Source organism: Paenibacillus sp. J5 (assembly GCF_054955055.1).
In genome coordinates this window covers 214522-228431 of sequence record NZ_JBUEDD010000009.1, presented here as the reverse complement: position 1 = coordinate 228431, position 13910 = coordinate 214522, and the positions used below count along the sequence as shown (strand labels likewise).

The following is a 13910-nucleotide window of genomic DNA, read 5'->3' as shown; positions in this document are numbered from 1 at the left end:
TTAAGCGTTAAGGCAATATAGGTTCCCCATGAGCATACTGCTCGCCGGGGCTGGTATTAGATAACTTCCGGTGCCAGCGATACGATCTTCATGAAATCGCGGTCGCGCAGCTCACGTGCTACTGGTCCGAAGATACGAGTTCCGCGAGGGCTCTTGTCGTCTTTAACAATTACCGCTGCATTCTCGTCAAATGCGATGTAAGATCCGTCTTTACGACGTACAGAACGTTTGGTACGAACGATTACTGCTCTTACAACGTCACCCTTTTTGACAACGCCGCCTGGTGTTGCTTGTTTAACGGAGCAAACAATCAGATCACCGATATGCGCTGCACGACGTCCTGTACCACCCAGAACACGGATACACATCAGCTCTTTTGCGCCAGAGTTGTCAGCAACAGCTAAACGCGAAAATGGTTGAATCATTTATTGGTCCTCCTTTCGGACATTCCTTTTTCAAATCCGATTCAAGCGCCCGATGGCATCGGCACGCTATCGCATGATATTTAAAGGATAACCGCAGCTTCAACGACTTCAACCAGTCTCCAACGTTTGTCCTTGGAAAGCGGACGAGTCTCCATGATTTTAACGGTATCACCAATTTTAGCTTGATTGTTTTCGTCATGCGCTTTGAATTTCTTCGTGTATTTAATGCGCTTATGGTACAGATTGTGTTTTTTGTAGGTTTCTACTGCAACAACAATCGTTTTGTCCATCTTGTCGCTCACGACCTTGCCGATTTGAACTTTGCGGGCGTTACGCTCTTCGCTCATGTTCTTCCTCCTTCCTTCAGCCGAGGCTTTAGGCTTCTAGTTCAGGTTAAAGGCTATCATTATCTATCAATTAGCTGCTGATTCCGAGTTCTCTCTCACGCAATACGGTTTTAGCACGAGCTATTTCCTTCCGCACATCACGGATCCGAGTCGGGTTGTCCAGTTGGCCAGTAGCCAATTGAAAACGAAGGTTGAACAGTTCTTCCTTGAAACCGGCGACTTTCTGTTCAATCTCAGCAGATGTTAGGTTGCGAAATTCACTAGCTTTCATTTGCTTCACCACCCACTTCTTCGCGTTTCACAAACTTCGTTTTGATCGGGAGCTTGTGGGAAGCGAGGCGCATTGCTTCACGTGCGATTTCTTCGGAAACACCAGCAAGCTCAAACAACACTTTGCCTGGTTTTACAACCGCAACCCATTTCTCCACATTACCTTTACCGCTACCCATCCGTACCTCAAGCGGCTTTTGCGTAATTGGCTTGGAAGGGAAAATTTTGATCCATACTTTACCGCCCCGGCGAATGTAGCGAGTCATCGCGATACGAGCGGCCTCGATCTGACGGTTCGTAATCCATGCCGGCTCAAGAGCTTGCAGACCGAATTCGCCAAAGTGTACTTCTGTACCGCCTTTAGCACGGCCTTTCATTTGACCGCGGTGTTCTTTGCGGTGTTTGACGCGTTTAGGCACCAACATGATTAGTTGCCTCCTTCCTGGGGAGCTTTCTTCTTCGTTGGAAGGACTTCGCCACGGTAGATCCATACTTTTACGCCGATACGGCCGTAAGTTGTATGAGCTTCTGCTGTTCCGTAGTCAATGTCGGCACGCAGCGTATGCAGCGGAACCGTTCCTTCGCTATATCCTTCAGTACGAGCAATCTCAGCGCCACCAAGACGACCGCTAACCGATGTCTTGATTCCTTTTGCGCCAGCACGCATCGAACGTTGGATCGCTTGCTTCATCGCACGACGGAAAGATGTCCGGCGCTCAAGTTGTTGAGCAATGCTTTCAGCCACGAGAATCGCGTCCAGATCCGATTGCTTGATTTCAGAGATATTGATGTGCACCTTTTTGCCGCCGGAAATCTTAGCCAGATCCGAGCGCAAAATTTCTACTTCAGAGCCGCCTTTACCAATAACCATACCTGGCTTGGCAGTGTGAATCGTTACATTCACGCGGTTAGCCGCACGCTCGATCTCGATGCGGGAAACTGCAGCGTCCTTCAGTTTGTTTTTCAGGTGCTCACGAATTTTAACGTCTTCCAGCAACAGATCACCAAAATCTTTGCCGGCATACCATTTCGATTCCCAATCACGGATGATACCAATCCGCAGACCGACCGGATTTACCTTTTGACCCACACGTTATCCCTCCTTATTTTTCAGATACCACCAATGTAATGTGGCTGGTTCTTTTATTGATTCTGCTTGCGCGTCCCATCGCACGCGGGCGGAAACGTTTCATGGTTGGCCCTTGGTTAACATAGACCTGGGAGATAACCAGATTGTTCACGTCCAATTGGAAATTGTGCTCTGCGTTAGCGATCGCGGAATTCAAAAGCTTCTCCACAATCGGCGATGCTGATTTAGGGGTATGGCGCAAAATGGAAATCGCTTCGCCAACTTGCTTGCCGCGGATCAGATCCACAACCAATTGCGCCTTGCGCGGTGCAATGCGCACAAAATTGGCACTGGCTTTAGCTTGTTGCATTGTTGAACCTCCTCTCAGTTACAGTCGCTTCCAAGCAGAACTTATCTTCTGCCTGTTTTTCTGTCGTCGTCAGTATGGCCTTTGTACGTGCGAGTTGGTGCAAATTCACCAAGCTTGTGTCCAACCATATCCTCTGTCACGTATACCGGCACATGTTTACGTCCATCATACACAGCAAACGTGTGACCGATAAACTGCGGGAAAATGGTGGAGCGACGGGACCAAGTTTTGATAACGACTTTTTTGTTCGTTTCGTTCAAGACCTCGACTTTTTTCAGCAGGTAGCCGTCAATAAACGGACCTTTCTTCAAGCTGCGACCCATTTGGAATCCTCCCTTCGTCGAACCTTATGCTCACGCGCTATAATTAACAAGCGATCCGTATTACTTTGTACGAGGACGTACAATGTATTGGCTGGATGCTTTTTTCTTCTTGCGTGTTTTGTAACCAAGGGTTGGTTTGCCCCATGGAGACATAGGCGATTTGCGTCCGATTGGAGCGCGACCTTCACCACCACCGTGAGGGTGATCATTCGGGTTCATTACAACACCGCGAACTTCAGGACGCTTGCCGAGCCAACGGGAACGGCCAGCTTTACCAATCTTGATCAGCTCATGATCTTCGTTGCCTACGGAACCGATTGTAGCGCGGCATACTTTCAGGATGCGACGCACTTCACCGGAAGACAGACGAATAACAGCATAGTCGTCCTCTTTACCGAGCAATTGAGCTTCGGTACCAGCAGCACGAACTAGCTGTCCGCCTTTGCCAGGTCTCATCTCGATGTTGTGAATAACTGTACCAACTGGGATGTTCTCCAGTGGAAGCGAGTTGCCCACTTTAATATCAGAAGCTGGACCGGAGGAGATTTTGTCCCCAACTTTCAGCCCTTTTGGTGCGATGATATAACGTTTTTCACCGTCTGCATAGTTGATCAGCGCGATGTTGGAAGTACGGTTCGGATCGTATTCGATCGTTGCAACAGTACCGATGATTCCATCCTTGTTCCGTTTGAAATCGATAATCCGGTATTTGCGTTTATGTCCGCCGCCATGGTGACGAACCGTGATTTTACCTTGGTTGTTGCGTCCAGCTTTTTTGAAAAGCGGAGCCAGCAACGATTTCTCCGGTGTGCTTGTCGTAATCTCTTCGAACGTGGAGACGGACATCGCACGACGAGCAGGAGAAGTCGGTTTATACTTCTTAATTGGCACTTCTATTCCCTCCTCTTATACCGTGTGAATTAAACCGTTTCAAAGAATTCCAATTCTTTGCTGTCTTCGCTCAGTTGAACGAATGCTTTCTTCCATTCGGAAGTGTAACCAGCGTGACGACCTTGGCGCTTCGGCTTACCTGGCACACGCAGTGTGTTTACATTAACAACTTTAACTTTGAAGATTTCTTCGATAGCTTGCTTGATTGAAGTTTTATTCGCACGAATATCCACTTCAAATACATAGCGTTTGCTAGCCATCATCTCAGTTGTGCGTTCGGTAATGACCGGGCGCTTGATAATATCGCGTGGATCTCTACTCATTATGCAAGCACCTCCTGAACTTTTAGAGCCGCTTCCTTGGTAATGATCAGTTGGTCGTGTTGCAGTACATCAAGAACATTGATGCCGTCTGCAGCGACAAATTTCACACCAGGGATGTTGCGGGCGGACAGTGCAACGTTATCCTCGTAACCTGCTGTTACAACCAGCGCTTTGCGGGCAACCTTCAGGTTATTCAGAATAGCTGCAAATTCCTTCGTTTTCGGTTGAGCCAGAGCAAGCTGATCCAACACGATAATTCCGTTATCAATCACCTTGGAAGAAAGAGCGGATTTGATAGCCAAACGGCGAACTTTCTTAGGCAACTTGAATCCGTAGCTGCGAGGAGTCGGTCCGAATACGGTACCGCCGCCAACCCATTGCGGGGAGCGAATGCTTCCTTGACGAGCACGGCCTGTTCCTTTTTGTTTCCAAGGCTTGCGACCGCCACCACGAACTTCGGAGCGACCTTTAGTCTTGTGCGTTCCTTGACGTTCCGCAGCTTGCTGCAGAACAACAGCGCTATGCAATACGTGAACATTCGGCTCGATTCCGAACACGCTGTCGGACAGTTCGATTTCCTCGACTTGCGAGCCGCTCACATTATATACTGCTACTTTTGGCACTAGATGTTCCTCCTTTCCTTATTTCTTCACCGTAGATTTAATACGGACAAAGCTGTTTTTCGCTCCTGGGATCGAGCCTTTCACGAGCAGCACGTTGCGCTCGGCATCGACACGCACGATCTCAAGGTTTTGAATCGTAATCGTATCCGAACCCATATGTCCTGGCAGGCGTTTGCCCTTTGGAACACGGTTAGCTTGGATCGAACCCATGGAACCTGGACCGCGATGGTAGCGGGAACCGTGGGACATAGGACCTGTGCTTTGACCCCAGCGTTTAATTACGCCTGCAAAGCCTTTACCTTTGGAGATCCCCGTTACGTCAACGAATTCTCCTTCAGTGAACAGGTCAGCCTTCAGCTCTGCGCCTACCTCGTATTCGCTCAGGTTCACACCGCGGAACTCACGAATGTAGCGCTTAGGAGCCGTGTTGGCTTTTTTAGCATGGCCGCTCTCAGGCTTATTCGCTCTGCTCTCTTTCTTGTCGGCAAAGCCAAGCTGAATCGCTTCATAGCCATCATTCTCTTGGTCTTTCTTCTGCAGAACCACGCAAGGGCCAGCCTCGATAACTGTAACAGGCACGACATTGCCCTCGGCTGTAAATACTTGCGTCATTCCAAGTTTTTTACCTAAGATACCTTTCATGTTGACACCTCGTTTCCTTTGCTAATCCGTTCTGAATTAAAGTTTGATTTCGATATCTACACCGGACGGCAGGTCCAAGCGCATCAATGCATCGACGGTTTGCGGCGTTGGGTTGACAATATCGATCAGACGCTTATGTGTGCGCATTTCGAATTGCTCCCGCGAATCCTTGTACTTGTGTACCGCACGCAAAATCGTGATGATTTGCTTTTCCGTTGGAAGCGGAATCGGACCGGACACGCCTGCTCCGGAACGCTTTGCAGTTTCAACAATCTTCTCTGCGGATTGATCAAGAATTCTGTGATCGTAAGCTTTCAAGCGAATACGAATCTTTTGCTTTGCCATATAATTCCCTCCTTCTATCGCCCAATTAGGTATCGGACATACTCCGTGAGAAAACCCGATCGATGCCCCATGGCAAAGGGGCCGGGTGTGTCGGCAACCTCTCACATCATCGCACAGTCACAGACCAACTTCACTAGTATACAAAATTATTCGGCCCATTGCAACATCTAGGCGTAGATTTATTCGAATATTTTCCCTTGTTGCAAGCGCACGGCCAACCTTACTACACAGTATAGACGACTCTGGAATAATTATCCTGACTAGTCGATCGTATAGATGCTCCAATCCCCCTGCTTGCTCTGCCGAATCGCATACATGAGCTTGACCTCTTTGATGTCCCCCGTGTTACTGTCCAACTGCTCTCCAAGCACATAAATTTGATACTGGTGATAGGAGCCTTTAAACGTTTCAATACTATCGATGCCCGTAAATCTATACTGGAGGTTATCGCCGTAATAAAAGCCGAGAATATCCGCCATCTTCTCCTCGCCGAAGCCTGCTTTGAACGCTTCATAGTCATGCTCCACCAATGCGGTCAGATGCTTCTCCAGCACTTCCAGCACAGTCTGTTCATTTTCAGCCACCTGATCAGCATAAGACTTGGGATCAAAGGCCAAGCCAGCTTGAAATGCTGTTGGCTGTTGCTGCCCGTCAGCTTCCGTATTTTGCTTATACGCCGGCTCTTCGGAATTTTGTATCTCGCCCGCCTCTGGCGCATCGTTCCCACATGCCCCCGTCAGTAAGAGCACTGTAATCATAACAATCAAAGTATAGCTCTTCTTCATTGCACTACCGCCTTCTAGGGCGTGTCTGAACACTCTGAACGGAACAGATCTGGCCGAATTTTCGTTCCAGGCAAGGCGCTTTTTCGCAGGCGTACCGGGGGTACGTCAAGAAAAAGCAACGCAGCATGGGGCGAAAAGGCGGGGAGAGATGCCCTTGAACGGGTGTTCAGACACGACCTAATATAATGTAGAGATAAATATGTTGACGTAACCAATGACTGGAAGGTTTCGCTCCAGCAGCGAATAGCCCGCAGGGTGACAGATGATCCTGCCTTCCCTGCGAGCTATTTAACCTCATGAATGAATGAACGATTAACCCTTTACACCGCCAACGGTCATCCCCTGAACAAAATACTTCTGCAAGAACGGATATACGATCAAGATCGGGACACTGGCGACAATCGTCATCGTAGCCCGAATCGAGGTTGGCGTCACATTCGTGCCGCCGCTGCCTGCAGATTGATAGACATCGCCCGCTGAGGCGGTGGCCGAGGTGTTGGAGGTCTGTAATATTTTCATCAGTTCATATTGCAGCGTACTTAGTTTAATGTTGGAAGAGTTGTACAGAAAGACGTCGAACCAGGAATTCCATTGCCCCACCGCCACGAACAGCGATACGGTCGCCATCGCCGGAACCGTCAGCGGCAGCACGATGCGAATAAAGGTTGTGAATTCGCCTGCTCCGTCGATTCGCGCGGATTCTAGTATGCCATCTGGCAGACCCTCGATGAAGGAGCGAATAACGATCATATTGAATACACCGATGATGCCTGGGAAAATATAAACCCAGAAGGAATTCACCAAGCCGAGATCCTTGATGAGCAGATAGGTGGGAATCAATCCTCCGCTGAAATACATCGTGAACACGAAGAACATCGTAACAAACTTGCGCAGCACGAATTCGGATCGACTGATCGTGTAGGCTAGCATCGCTGTACAGAATACGGCGATTGCGGTGCCGATCAATGTGCGTAGCGCCGAAATCAGGGTTGCACCATATATATCACTTTCCCCGAAAATATACTTGTAATTATCCCATGTCCACTCCCGCGGCCATAGATAGATGCCCCCTCGAACAGCATCATTAGCATCATTGAATGATACGGCGATCATATTCACAAAGGGGTAGATAGTCACAACCATCAGGCAGATCATCATTGTTATGTTCCCTATATCGAACAAACGGTCACTCAGACTGAAGTAGCGCAAGCGGGATGTCGGTACTTTCTGCATGGCTTGAGGCCTCCTTGAATTAGAATAATCGGCTTTCCCCCATCCTCTTGGCAATATAGTTCGCCGAGAAGAGGAAGGCAAAGCTTACTAAGGTTTTGAATATGCCCGCCGCAGTTCCCAGCGAGAAGTTCCCCAGCCCCATGCCATACTTCAGTACAAATATATCAAGGTTCTCCGAGTAATCGACATTCATCCCGTTACCTAGCAAATATTGCGGCTCGAAACCCGATTCCAGAATATGCCCCAAATTCATAATCAACAAAATAATAATGACCGGCTTTAACCCTGGAAGCGTAATATGGAGAATGCGTTGAAAACGATTGGCTCCGTCAATCTCAGCCGCTTCATATTGAGACGGATCAATGGTTGTGATGGCAGCCAAATAAACAATCGTGTTCCAGCCAACATCCTTCCATACCTCGGTAGCGCCAAGAATGCCCCAGAAATATTCCCCCTTGCCCATCCATAGCACAGGACTGTCAATCAGGCGAAGCTTCATTAGAAGCAGATTGATTATGCCATCCGGAGACAGCACCGTCAGCACGATACTGGATGCCACCACCCAGGAGATGAAGTGGGGCAGATAGCTGATGGTCTGAACCACCCGTTTGAAAATGATATGTTTCAATTCGTTCAACAGAATGGCCAGCGTAATGGCAGTCACAAAGCCCAGTACCAGCTTAATGGAGCTCATAGCCAGCGTATTGCGCAGCACCCGATAAAAGGTGTCATCCTCAAACAAGGTTCGGAAATGCTGCCAGCCTACCCACTTCTGCTCCGAGAAGCTCTTGGACGGCTTATAATTTTGGAAGGCCGTTGTCCAACCCCATAGCGGAAGGTACTTGAAGACGAATGCCCATAGCACAAAAGGAATGCACATGAACAGCAGCACTTTTTGCTGCAGCACACGCTTGAAAAACAGGCCACTTCTACTTATTTGGATACCGTTGATTTCAACCGCTGAATCGGCGGGCTGTATCGGCTTCTCCACTGTCTGCAGCTCCTTTCCGTCGTTACCATCGACTCTAGAGGGGGGAGAGCCGCTCCAGCTCGCCCCCCTCTACGCAGATCCTATGGTCTACCTCTTTCTTACCATTTGCCCGCTACCCGATTTTTCACAGCCTCTGTGATGGTTTCCTCATACTTCGCCTTATCGAGCTTGTTCAGCTCGCCCATATAATCGTTCCATAGCTTCTCGAAGTTGCCTGGCGACTCCAGAATCAGGTTCGGCAGATATTTGCGCTGCAGATCATCCGCCTTCGTAATGATAATTTGCTCCGGCGAGCCCTGCTCGATCGCAATCGACCAGGCCGGGAACCATGGACGCTCCTCAGGCTTGCTGAACAGCTCGCTAAAGGTTTGGATACCATAGGCGTCCAGAAACGCCTTGTCCCCATCGGTATAGGTGCCGCGAGCAACCTCAGGCTGATTGGCAGGGCTATAAGCATTGCCGCTGGACAACGTAGAGTTGCCGCCATACTTTGGCCATTCGCTAACAAAGTAGGTGAAGCCGAATTGACGACTCATCTCCACATCATCATGGTATTTCCGTTGCTCTTCATTGGCATAATGGAAGCGTCCGTTCTCATCTACACTATAGGTCTGATCCTTGATGCCCCACTGCACCAGAATCTGATTTTCTTCCTTCAGCAGATTGTCAAAATACTGAATAATACGCTCCGGCTCCTTCGCCTTGATGCTGATGCCGACTGCATAGTTCGCGATAAAGCCTGGCGGGTCGATATACTGATCCTTGATGTCCTTGTCAAATACGATCGGCAGCGGGGCATAACGCTTCTCATCGATACCTGCTTCACGCAGATTTTTCGTCGCATCCCCAATCTGCCAGCCGTAGTTGAAGTAACCGAGCACACGTCCCGATGTCAGCTTCGCCAAGTATTGATCCTTGTTCATCGTGAAGGACTCTGGATCGAACAGCCCCTGCGAATTCACCTCATTAAGCTTTTGAATCCAGCGCTTCTGCTCCTCGGTTCCAGCTACCATCCGCGCTTCATGCGTCTCCATATTGACCATCACACTGCCATCGTTCGGATACCCTGCCAGATGCATCGCCGGGTTCTGCAGGGTGAAGAAGTTATTCGGCACACCAGCCAGGGACACGAAGCCGATCGTCTCCTTCCCGTCTACAGTCGGGTACTTCTCCTTGTATTGCTTGATCAGATCGAAATATTCATCCAGCGTCGTAATTTTCGGATAATTGAATTCCTTCAGCACGGAGCGCTGAATCCAGAAGGCGCCTCCGCCAATGTTCGGATCACCGACATATTCCCCCTGGTTGGCAGTGTAGGGCAGCGTATAGATTTTCCCATCCGTGTGACGCATTTTATCAAAATAAGGCCCGTACACCCGCTTAATATTGGGGCCATACTGCTCGATCAGATCATCCAGCGGAATATATGCCTCTGCGTCCATGAGCTTAGCCATCTCGCCACTGGAGCTGATTACATCCGGGTATTCGCCGCTAGCAATCATGACACCCGCTTTCGTCACACTGTCCCCGACCAGATATTCCATTTTGAAATCGACGCCCGTCTGCTTCTGAAGCTCCTTGCCGATCGCCGTCTCGCTTGCCAGTGTATCCTTCTTCCCTGAACCAAAATGATAGTAGGTGTAGGTAACAGGTGATGTGTCTTGTGTGTCGGCTGCCGAGGCATCTGGAGCCGTATTGTTAGATTTATTCGGAACATTGCTGTTCCCTCCATTCCCGCAGGCTCCCAGCACTGTGGCGAGCAGGATGGCCATGGAGACGGCCATCAGCTTTCGTGTCAACATGTGGATGAATCCCCCTTCATTCTTTTTAAATGTAAGCACTTTCATTATAAATGGAAAGCGCTCCCTTGATGACCCGACAAACCATACTATCTGCTTTGAAAAACATATTCGTCCGTTTCTGTGCGACAAGTTGTGCGACGAGTGGAGAACATAAACCCGCAGCAGACAGCCTTACTTGTTACCCAGCTCTTGTGGCAGCCCGATCCTAATGCATGTTCCCTCGCCCTTCTGGGATGTGATGGAGAAGTCGAAGCGGGAAGGATAGCACAGCTTGAGCCGATAATACGCATTTTTCATACCAACCTTATCTCCGATCTCCGAATCCTGGGTCAAGTAACGCTGAAGCTCCTCCAGCTTATCTCCCGACATCCCTGCACCGTTGTCGCGCAATGTGAAGATGAGGCGGTCTCTCTGCACCGATACAGAGATTGTAATGATCCCCTTCTCCGGGCTGGACTCCATCCCGTGGATGCTCGCATTTTCCACGAACGGGAGAATGACCATTTTGGGAATGCGATGCTCCAGAGCCGCCGGATCAGCAACGACACTGTATTCCAGCTTGTCACCGAAACGGTATTTCTGTATTTCCAGAAAGCTGCGAATCAGCTCCAGTTCCTCACTAACCTTGACCTCATTCTGACTCCATGAGATGGATTTGCGAAATATCTGCGCCATATTATGAATGATCTTGGCCGTTTCCTTCTCTCCCTTGATGAGACTTCGCATGCGCACCGACTCCAAGGTGTTGAACAAAAAGTGGGGATTAATCTGACTATGTAAGGCATGCAGTTGCGCCTGCTGCTGCTTCAGCTCCAGATCCTTCTTCTGAATATCAGCCACATAGACCTCATTAATGAGCGTATGAATCGTCTCCGTCATCCGGTTGAATTCTAGTGTGAGCTGCCCAATCTCATCGCGTGCGTCCTCATGGGGTATCGTCTGGAAGTTCTGGCTCTTCACCTTCTTCATGTGTCGAAGTATGCGCACGAGCCGCACATGCAGGGAGCGCGACATGGCCGCGATAATGATCGTGGGCAATACAAAGTTAATACAGGCCAGCCAGATGACAAAGGAACGGGACTTCCTCACCTCATTCAGAACCAGCTCCTCGTCCATGACCCCGTGCAGTGTCCAGCCCTCCAAGTAATTAATTCCCGTGTAGTCTGCTTCAAATAGCTGAGCGCTGCGGGGCAATGCAATATCCTCGAACTGCAGCTTCCGCGTTCGCCAGTCCTCCTCCATACTGTTGCCGAAGCGAATCGTTCCCGCAGGATCAACCAAATATAGCTTCCCGTTAAACGCGCTACTCATAAATTTCTGTCGTAGCAGCTCCGTGTTCAGATCAATCTTCATTAATTGCTCGATGCCGCCGGTATGATAGTTATTGAGCTTTTGAATCAGGCTAAAGGTGTCGCCGGAGTAAACAAACGAAGGATAAGAGGCGGTTGATGCGTTGGATTGAATATACCAGTCCGTATGGCGAATCGTATCGGCTAATTTATCGATATAGCCAGAGGCGAGGACAGTAGGGTTGTCGGTATAGACCTGATACCACCGGACACCCTGGATATGCCGATCTGCCAGCGTTCCCACAAGATAAGCATTATAGGTCTCGATATATTCCATCTGGCTGACAAACGGCCGCGCAATCGTCTTATTAAAGATCGGGTCGGCGTAGAACGAGTAGGATAAACCTACAGCCTGATCAATCATCACCCGCAGGTCGTTCTTGAGATTATCCAGTGCGGCTGCCGCGTCGCTGGTCTTCTGGCTGCGAACATTGGCTGTCGTGACTTGATAAAAGACGATGTTGGTCACAACAATAGGGATGAAAACAGACAAAAGATACATCAGGAGCAGCTTGTCACGCAATTTCATATAATTCAGATTCAGATGAATTTTCATTGCTCTCCCCTCTCCCGCTCAACAAGCAGCTTGTTGCGATACTCCGTTGGCGTGAGCCTCTCCAGCTTCTCGAACTGAGTGACGAAATAATCTGCATTTGGGATACCGATGCGTGCCGCGATCTCATATATGCGCAGGTCAGTCTGGCGAAGCAGCCTCTTCGCCTCCTGCACACGTAGCGTGAGCACATATTCATTGAAATAAACGCCATAGCTCTTGCGAAATAACCGTCCGAGATAGACGGCATTCATATAAAACCTTGCCGCAATGCTTTTGAGACTGATGTTGTCACAGTAGTGCGCATCAATATATTTCTTGATTCGGTGAATGTCCCCTTTCTGCTGCTCCTTGCGCAATTGCGCAATATAGTCGTCCGCTTCCTCCAGCGCGGACAAGACATGCTCCTGTAGCAGCTTTAGGCTCCATAAGAGATAATCGCGTTCGGCCAGCTCCTGCACGTGTTGAAGCCGTTCATCCATGCCTCCCATCTCCTTGATAACAGCCTGAATGCCGCCGAAGCATCTGGAGAGAGCGCTGGCTACCGCCTGTGGAGCGAACCGCTGCTCCTGAAACTGCCGGAACATGCTCAGGGCGGCAGCGTAGTATTCCGTCCTGTTCCCTTCCTCCACATGCATAATCAGCTCCTGGCACAGCTCCTGGCTCATATCAAACACATAGAGAGGTTGATTCTTAATCTGCTCGAACAAGATGACCTCTCTGTTCTCGGCATACTTATGCTTAGCAGCCTCGTTAGCACTAGTGTAGGAACGCCGAAGCTCGGAGAGACGATTAACGCCTTCGCCAGCATACAGGCTGACCGACATTCCCAGACGTCTCGTCAACTGATCGCGTAGCTTCGCCAGTGCCTGCATCTGATCCGAGCCATATTGCCTGAGCCAGTCCAGTCTCAACAGAATCCCTACCTCCCCCAGCCGTTGCTCCATAACAGGGAAGGTGGCAGAGGTGATAGATTGCAGCGCATCCTGCAACTGCTTGATGCTTGTCAGCTTGTCATCTGTTGCGCCGTGAAGATGTAGCACCACGTATACAAAACCAGCAGCCTTCTCCAATCCTAGTGCAGCGGCATACCGCTCCGCTTGTTCGCCATGCTCCTCATGCACGAGCGCCTCTAGCATACGATGGCTTGGCAACGTCATAGGATGGCGCTCATCGTATACGACAGCTTGCGAAGCGTACTTACCATCTCCTCCTCATCGATTGGCTTCAGGATGTAATCATGCACCCCGTAACGCATCGCCTGCTGAGCATACTTGAAATCATCATAGCCGCTAATAATGACAAATGCCGGATTACACTCGTTATGCTCCTTCACATTGCGGATCAGCTCCAGCCCGTCAACAATCGGCATGCGAATGTCGGTAATGACCAGATCCGGCTGCAGCCGCTCCATCAGTTGCAGTGCCTCCCTCCCGTTCTCGGCCTCTCCTGTAATCGTATAGTTGAGTTGCTCCCATGGTATCAGCTCCAGCAGTCCCTTACGGACGAATACTTCATCGTCTACAAGCAGCACCTTGAACATTCAATTTCCCCTTTCCGTCTAATCAT

General features: G+C 49.6%; 19 protein-coding genes. All 19 read right to left on the bottom strand.

All coding sequences use genetic code 11. From position 1 onward, the window contains the following. Window positions 1-56 precede the first annotated feature (56 nt). Window positions 57-425: a 50S ribosomal protein L14 gene (gene rplN / locus ACY1JZ_RS17875; RefSeq protein ID WP_028559487.1), complete on the bottom strand. Its 369-nt coding sequence runs from the start codon at window positions 423-425 to the stop codon at window positions 57-59. Between the two features lie 80 nt (window positions 426-505). Next, window positions 506-772 (bottom strand): 30S ribosomal protein S17, encoded by a 267-nt coding sequence (gene rpsQ, locus ACY1JZ_RS17870; protein ID WP_270167930.1) that lies wholly within the window; start codon window positions 770-772, stop codon window positions 506-508. A 70-nt stretch (window positions 773-842) separates the two neighbouring features. Further along, window positions 843-1043 (bottom strand): 50S ribosomal protein L29, encoded by a 201-nt coding sequence (rpmC, locus tag ACY1JZ_RS17865; RefSeq protein ID WP_006037938.1) that lies wholly within the window; start codon window positions 1041-1043, stop codon window positions 843-845. Then, on the bottom strand, window positions 1033-1467 hold the full coding sequence (rplP, locus tag ACY1JZ_RS17860; RefSeq protein ID WP_270167927.1) for a 50S ribosomal protein L16: 435 nt from the start codon (window positions 1465-1467) through the stop codon (window positions 1033-1035). The genes rpmC and rplP overlap by 11 nt, the downstream gene beginning before the upstream one ends. 2 nt (window positions 1468-1469) lie before the next feature. Continuing rightward, window positions 1470-2132 carry a 30S ribosomal protein S3 gene (rpsC, locus tag ACY1JZ_RS17855; RefSeq protein ID WP_270167925.1) on the bottom strand — a complete coding sequence of 221 codons (663 nt, stop codon included), beginning with the start codon at window positions 2130-2132 and terminating at the stop codon, window positions 1470-1472. A 13-nt stretch (window positions 2133-2145) separates the two neighbouring features. Further along, a complete protein-coding gene (gene rplV, locus ACY1JZ_RS17850; protein WP_270167923.1) occupies window positions 2146-2481 on the bottom strand; it encodes a 50S ribosomal protein L22 in 336 nt (111 codons plus the stop codon). Between the two features lie 41 nt (window positions 2482-2522). After that, window positions 2523-2804, bottom strand: coding sequence for a 30S ribosomal protein S19 (rpsS, locus tag ACY1JZ_RS17845; RefSeq protein WP_270167921.1), 282 nt, complete (start codon window positions 2802-2804; stop codon window positions 2523-2525). 60 nt (window positions 2805-2864) lie between these two features. Continuing rightward, window positions 2865-3695, bottom strand: a complete 831-nt coding sequence (gene rplB / locus ACY1JZ_RS17840) for a 50S ribosomal protein L2 (RefSeq protein WP_270167919.1) — start codon at window positions 3693-3695, stop codon at window positions 2865-2867. Between the two features lie 29 nt (window positions 3696-3724). Further along, the gene (rplW, locus tag ACY1JZ_RS17835) at window positions 3725-4018 is read right to left on the bottom strand and encodes a 50S ribosomal protein L23 (RefSeq protein ID WP_270167917.1); all 294 of its coding nucleotides are present in this window, start codon (window positions 4016-4018) and stop codon (window positions 3725-3727) included. Continuing rightward, window positions 4018-4641 (bottom strand): 50S ribosomal protein L4, encoded by a 624-nt coding sequence (gene rplD / locus ACY1JZ_RS17830; RefSeq protein WP_270167915.1) that lies wholly within the window; start codon window positions 4639-4641, stop codon window positions 4018-4020. Before rplD ends, rplW begins: the two co-directional genes overlap by 1 nt. Window positions 4642-4659: 18 nt before the next feature. Beyond that, a complete protein-coding gene (rplC, locus tag ACY1JZ_RS17825; protein ID WP_270167913.1) occupies window positions 4660-5283 on the bottom strand; it encodes a 50S ribosomal protein L3 in 624 nt (207 codons plus the stop codon). A gap of 36 nt (window positions 5284-5319) precedes the next feature. Beyond that, window positions 5320-5628 (bottom strand): 30S ribosomal protein S10, encoded by a 309-nt coding sequence (rpsJ, locus tag ACY1JZ_RS17820; protein ID WP_005544556.1) that lies wholly within the window; start codon window positions 5626-5628, stop codon window positions 5320-5322. A 260-nt stretch (window positions 5629-5888) separates the two neighbouring features. Continuing rightward, on the bottom strand, window positions 5889-6413 hold the full coding sequence (locus tag ACY1JZ_RS17815; protein WP_462630352.1) for a hypothetical protein: 525 nt from the start codon (window positions 6411-6413) through the stop codon (window positions 5889-5891). Between the two features lie 312 nt (window positions 6414-6725). Further along, window positions 6726-7646, bottom strand: a complete 921-nt coding sequence (locus ACY1JZ_RS17810; protein WP_462630351.1) for a carbohydrate ABC transporter permease — start codon at window positions 7644-7646, stop codon at window positions 6726-6728. A 19-nt stretch (window positions 7647-7665) separates the two neighbouring features. Continuing rightward, window positions 7666-8625 carry an ABC transporter permease gene (locus ACY1JZ_RS17805; RefSeq protein ID WP_462630377.1) on the bottom strand — a complete coding sequence of 320 codons (960 nt, stop codon included), beginning with the start codon at window positions 8623-8625 and terminating at the stop codon, window positions 7666-7668. A 110-nt stretch (window positions 8626-8735) separates the two neighbouring features. Then, window positions 8736-10439, bottom strand: coding sequence for an extracellular solute-binding protein (locus tag ACY1JZ_RS17800; RefSeq protein ID WP_462630350.1), 1704 nt, complete (start codon window positions 10437-10439; stop codon window positions 8736-8738). 171 nt (window positions 10440-10610) lie between these two features. Continuing rightward, complete coding sequence (locus ACY1JZ_RS17795; protein WP_462630349.1) at window positions 10611-12344, bottom strand: sensor histidine kinase; 1734 nt, start codon at window positions 12342-12344, stop codon at window positions 10611-10613. Next, complete coding sequence (locus tag ACY1JZ_RS17790) at window positions 12341-13501, bottom strand: helix-turn-helix domain-containing protein (RefSeq protein WP_462630348.1); 1161 nt, start codon at window positions 13499-13501, stop codon at window positions 12341-12343. The genes ACY1JZ_RS17795 and ACY1JZ_RS17790 overlap by 4 nt, the downstream gene beginning before the upstream one ends. Beyond that, window positions 13498-13884, bottom strand: a complete 387-nt coding sequence (locus tag ACY1JZ_RS17785) for a response regulator (protein ID WP_462630346.1) — start codon at window positions 13882-13884, stop codon at window positions 13498-13500. The genes ACY1JZ_RS17790 and ACY1JZ_RS17785 overlap by 4 nt, the downstream gene beginning before the upstream one ends. Window positions 13885-13910 lie beyond the last annotated feature (26 nt).

Bases quoted from the DNA above. Each gene is read 5' to 3' on its own strand.
- ACY1JZ_RS17790 (WP_462630348.1), bottom strand. From the start codon at position 13,501: ATGACGTTGCCAAGCCATCGTATGCTAGAGGCGCTCGTGCATGAGGAG.
- rplN (WP_028559487.1), bottom strand. From the start codon at position 425: ATGATTCAACCATTTTCGCGTTTAGCTGTTGCTGACAACTCTGGCGCA.
- ACY1JZ_RS17815 (WP_462630352.1), bottom strand. From the start codon at position 6,413: ATGAAGAAGAGCTATACTTTGATTGTTATGATTACAGTGCTCTTACTG.
- ACY1JZ_RS17810 (WP_462630351.1), bottom strand. From the start codon at position 7,646: ATGCAGAAAGTACCGACATCCCGCTTGCGCTACTTCAGTCTGAGTGAC.
- ACY1JZ_RS17800 (WP_462630350.1), bottom strand. From the start codon at position 10,439: ATGTTGACACGAAAGCTGATGGCCGTCTCCATGGCCATCCTGCTCGCC.
- ACY1JZ_RS17795 (WP_462630349.1), bottom strand. From the start codon at position 12,344: ATGAAAATTCATCTGAATCTGAATTATATGAAATTGCGTGACAAGCTG.
- rpmC (WP_006037938.1), bottom strand. From the start codon at position 1,043: ATGAAAGCTAGTGAATTTCGCAACCTAACATCTGCTGAGATTGAACAG.
- rplC (WP_270167913.1), bottom strand. From the start codon at position 5,283: ATGAAAGGTATCTTAGGTAAAAAACTTGGAATGACGCAAGTATTTACA.
- rpsQ (WP_270167930.1), bottom strand. From the start codon at position 772: ATGAGCGAAGAGCGTAACGCCCGCAAAGTTCAAATCGGCAAGGTCGTG.
- ACY1JZ_RS17785 (WP_462630346.1), bottom strand. From the start codon at position 13,884: ATGTTCAAGGTGCTGCTTGTAGACGATGAAGTATTCGTCCGTAAGGGA.
- rpsJ (WP_005544556.1), bottom strand. From the start codon at position 5,628: ATGGCAAAGCAAAAGATTCGTATTCGCTTGAAAGCTTACGATCACAGA.
- rplP (WP_270167927.1), bottom strand. From the start codon at position 1,467: ATGTTGGTGCCTAAACGCGTCAAACACCGCAAAGAACACCGCGGTCAA.
- rpsS (WP_270167921.1), bottom strand. From the start codon at position 2,804: ATGGGTCGCAGCTTGAAGAAAGGTCCGTTTATTGACGGCTACCTGCTG.
- rplW (WP_270167917.1), bottom strand. From the start codon at position 4,018: ATGAGTAGAGATCCACGCGATATTATCAAGCGCCCGGTCATTACCGAA.
- rplV (WP_270167923.1), bottom strand. From the start codon at position 2,481: ATGCAACAAGCTAAAGCCAGTGCCAATTTTGTGCGCATTGCACCGCGC.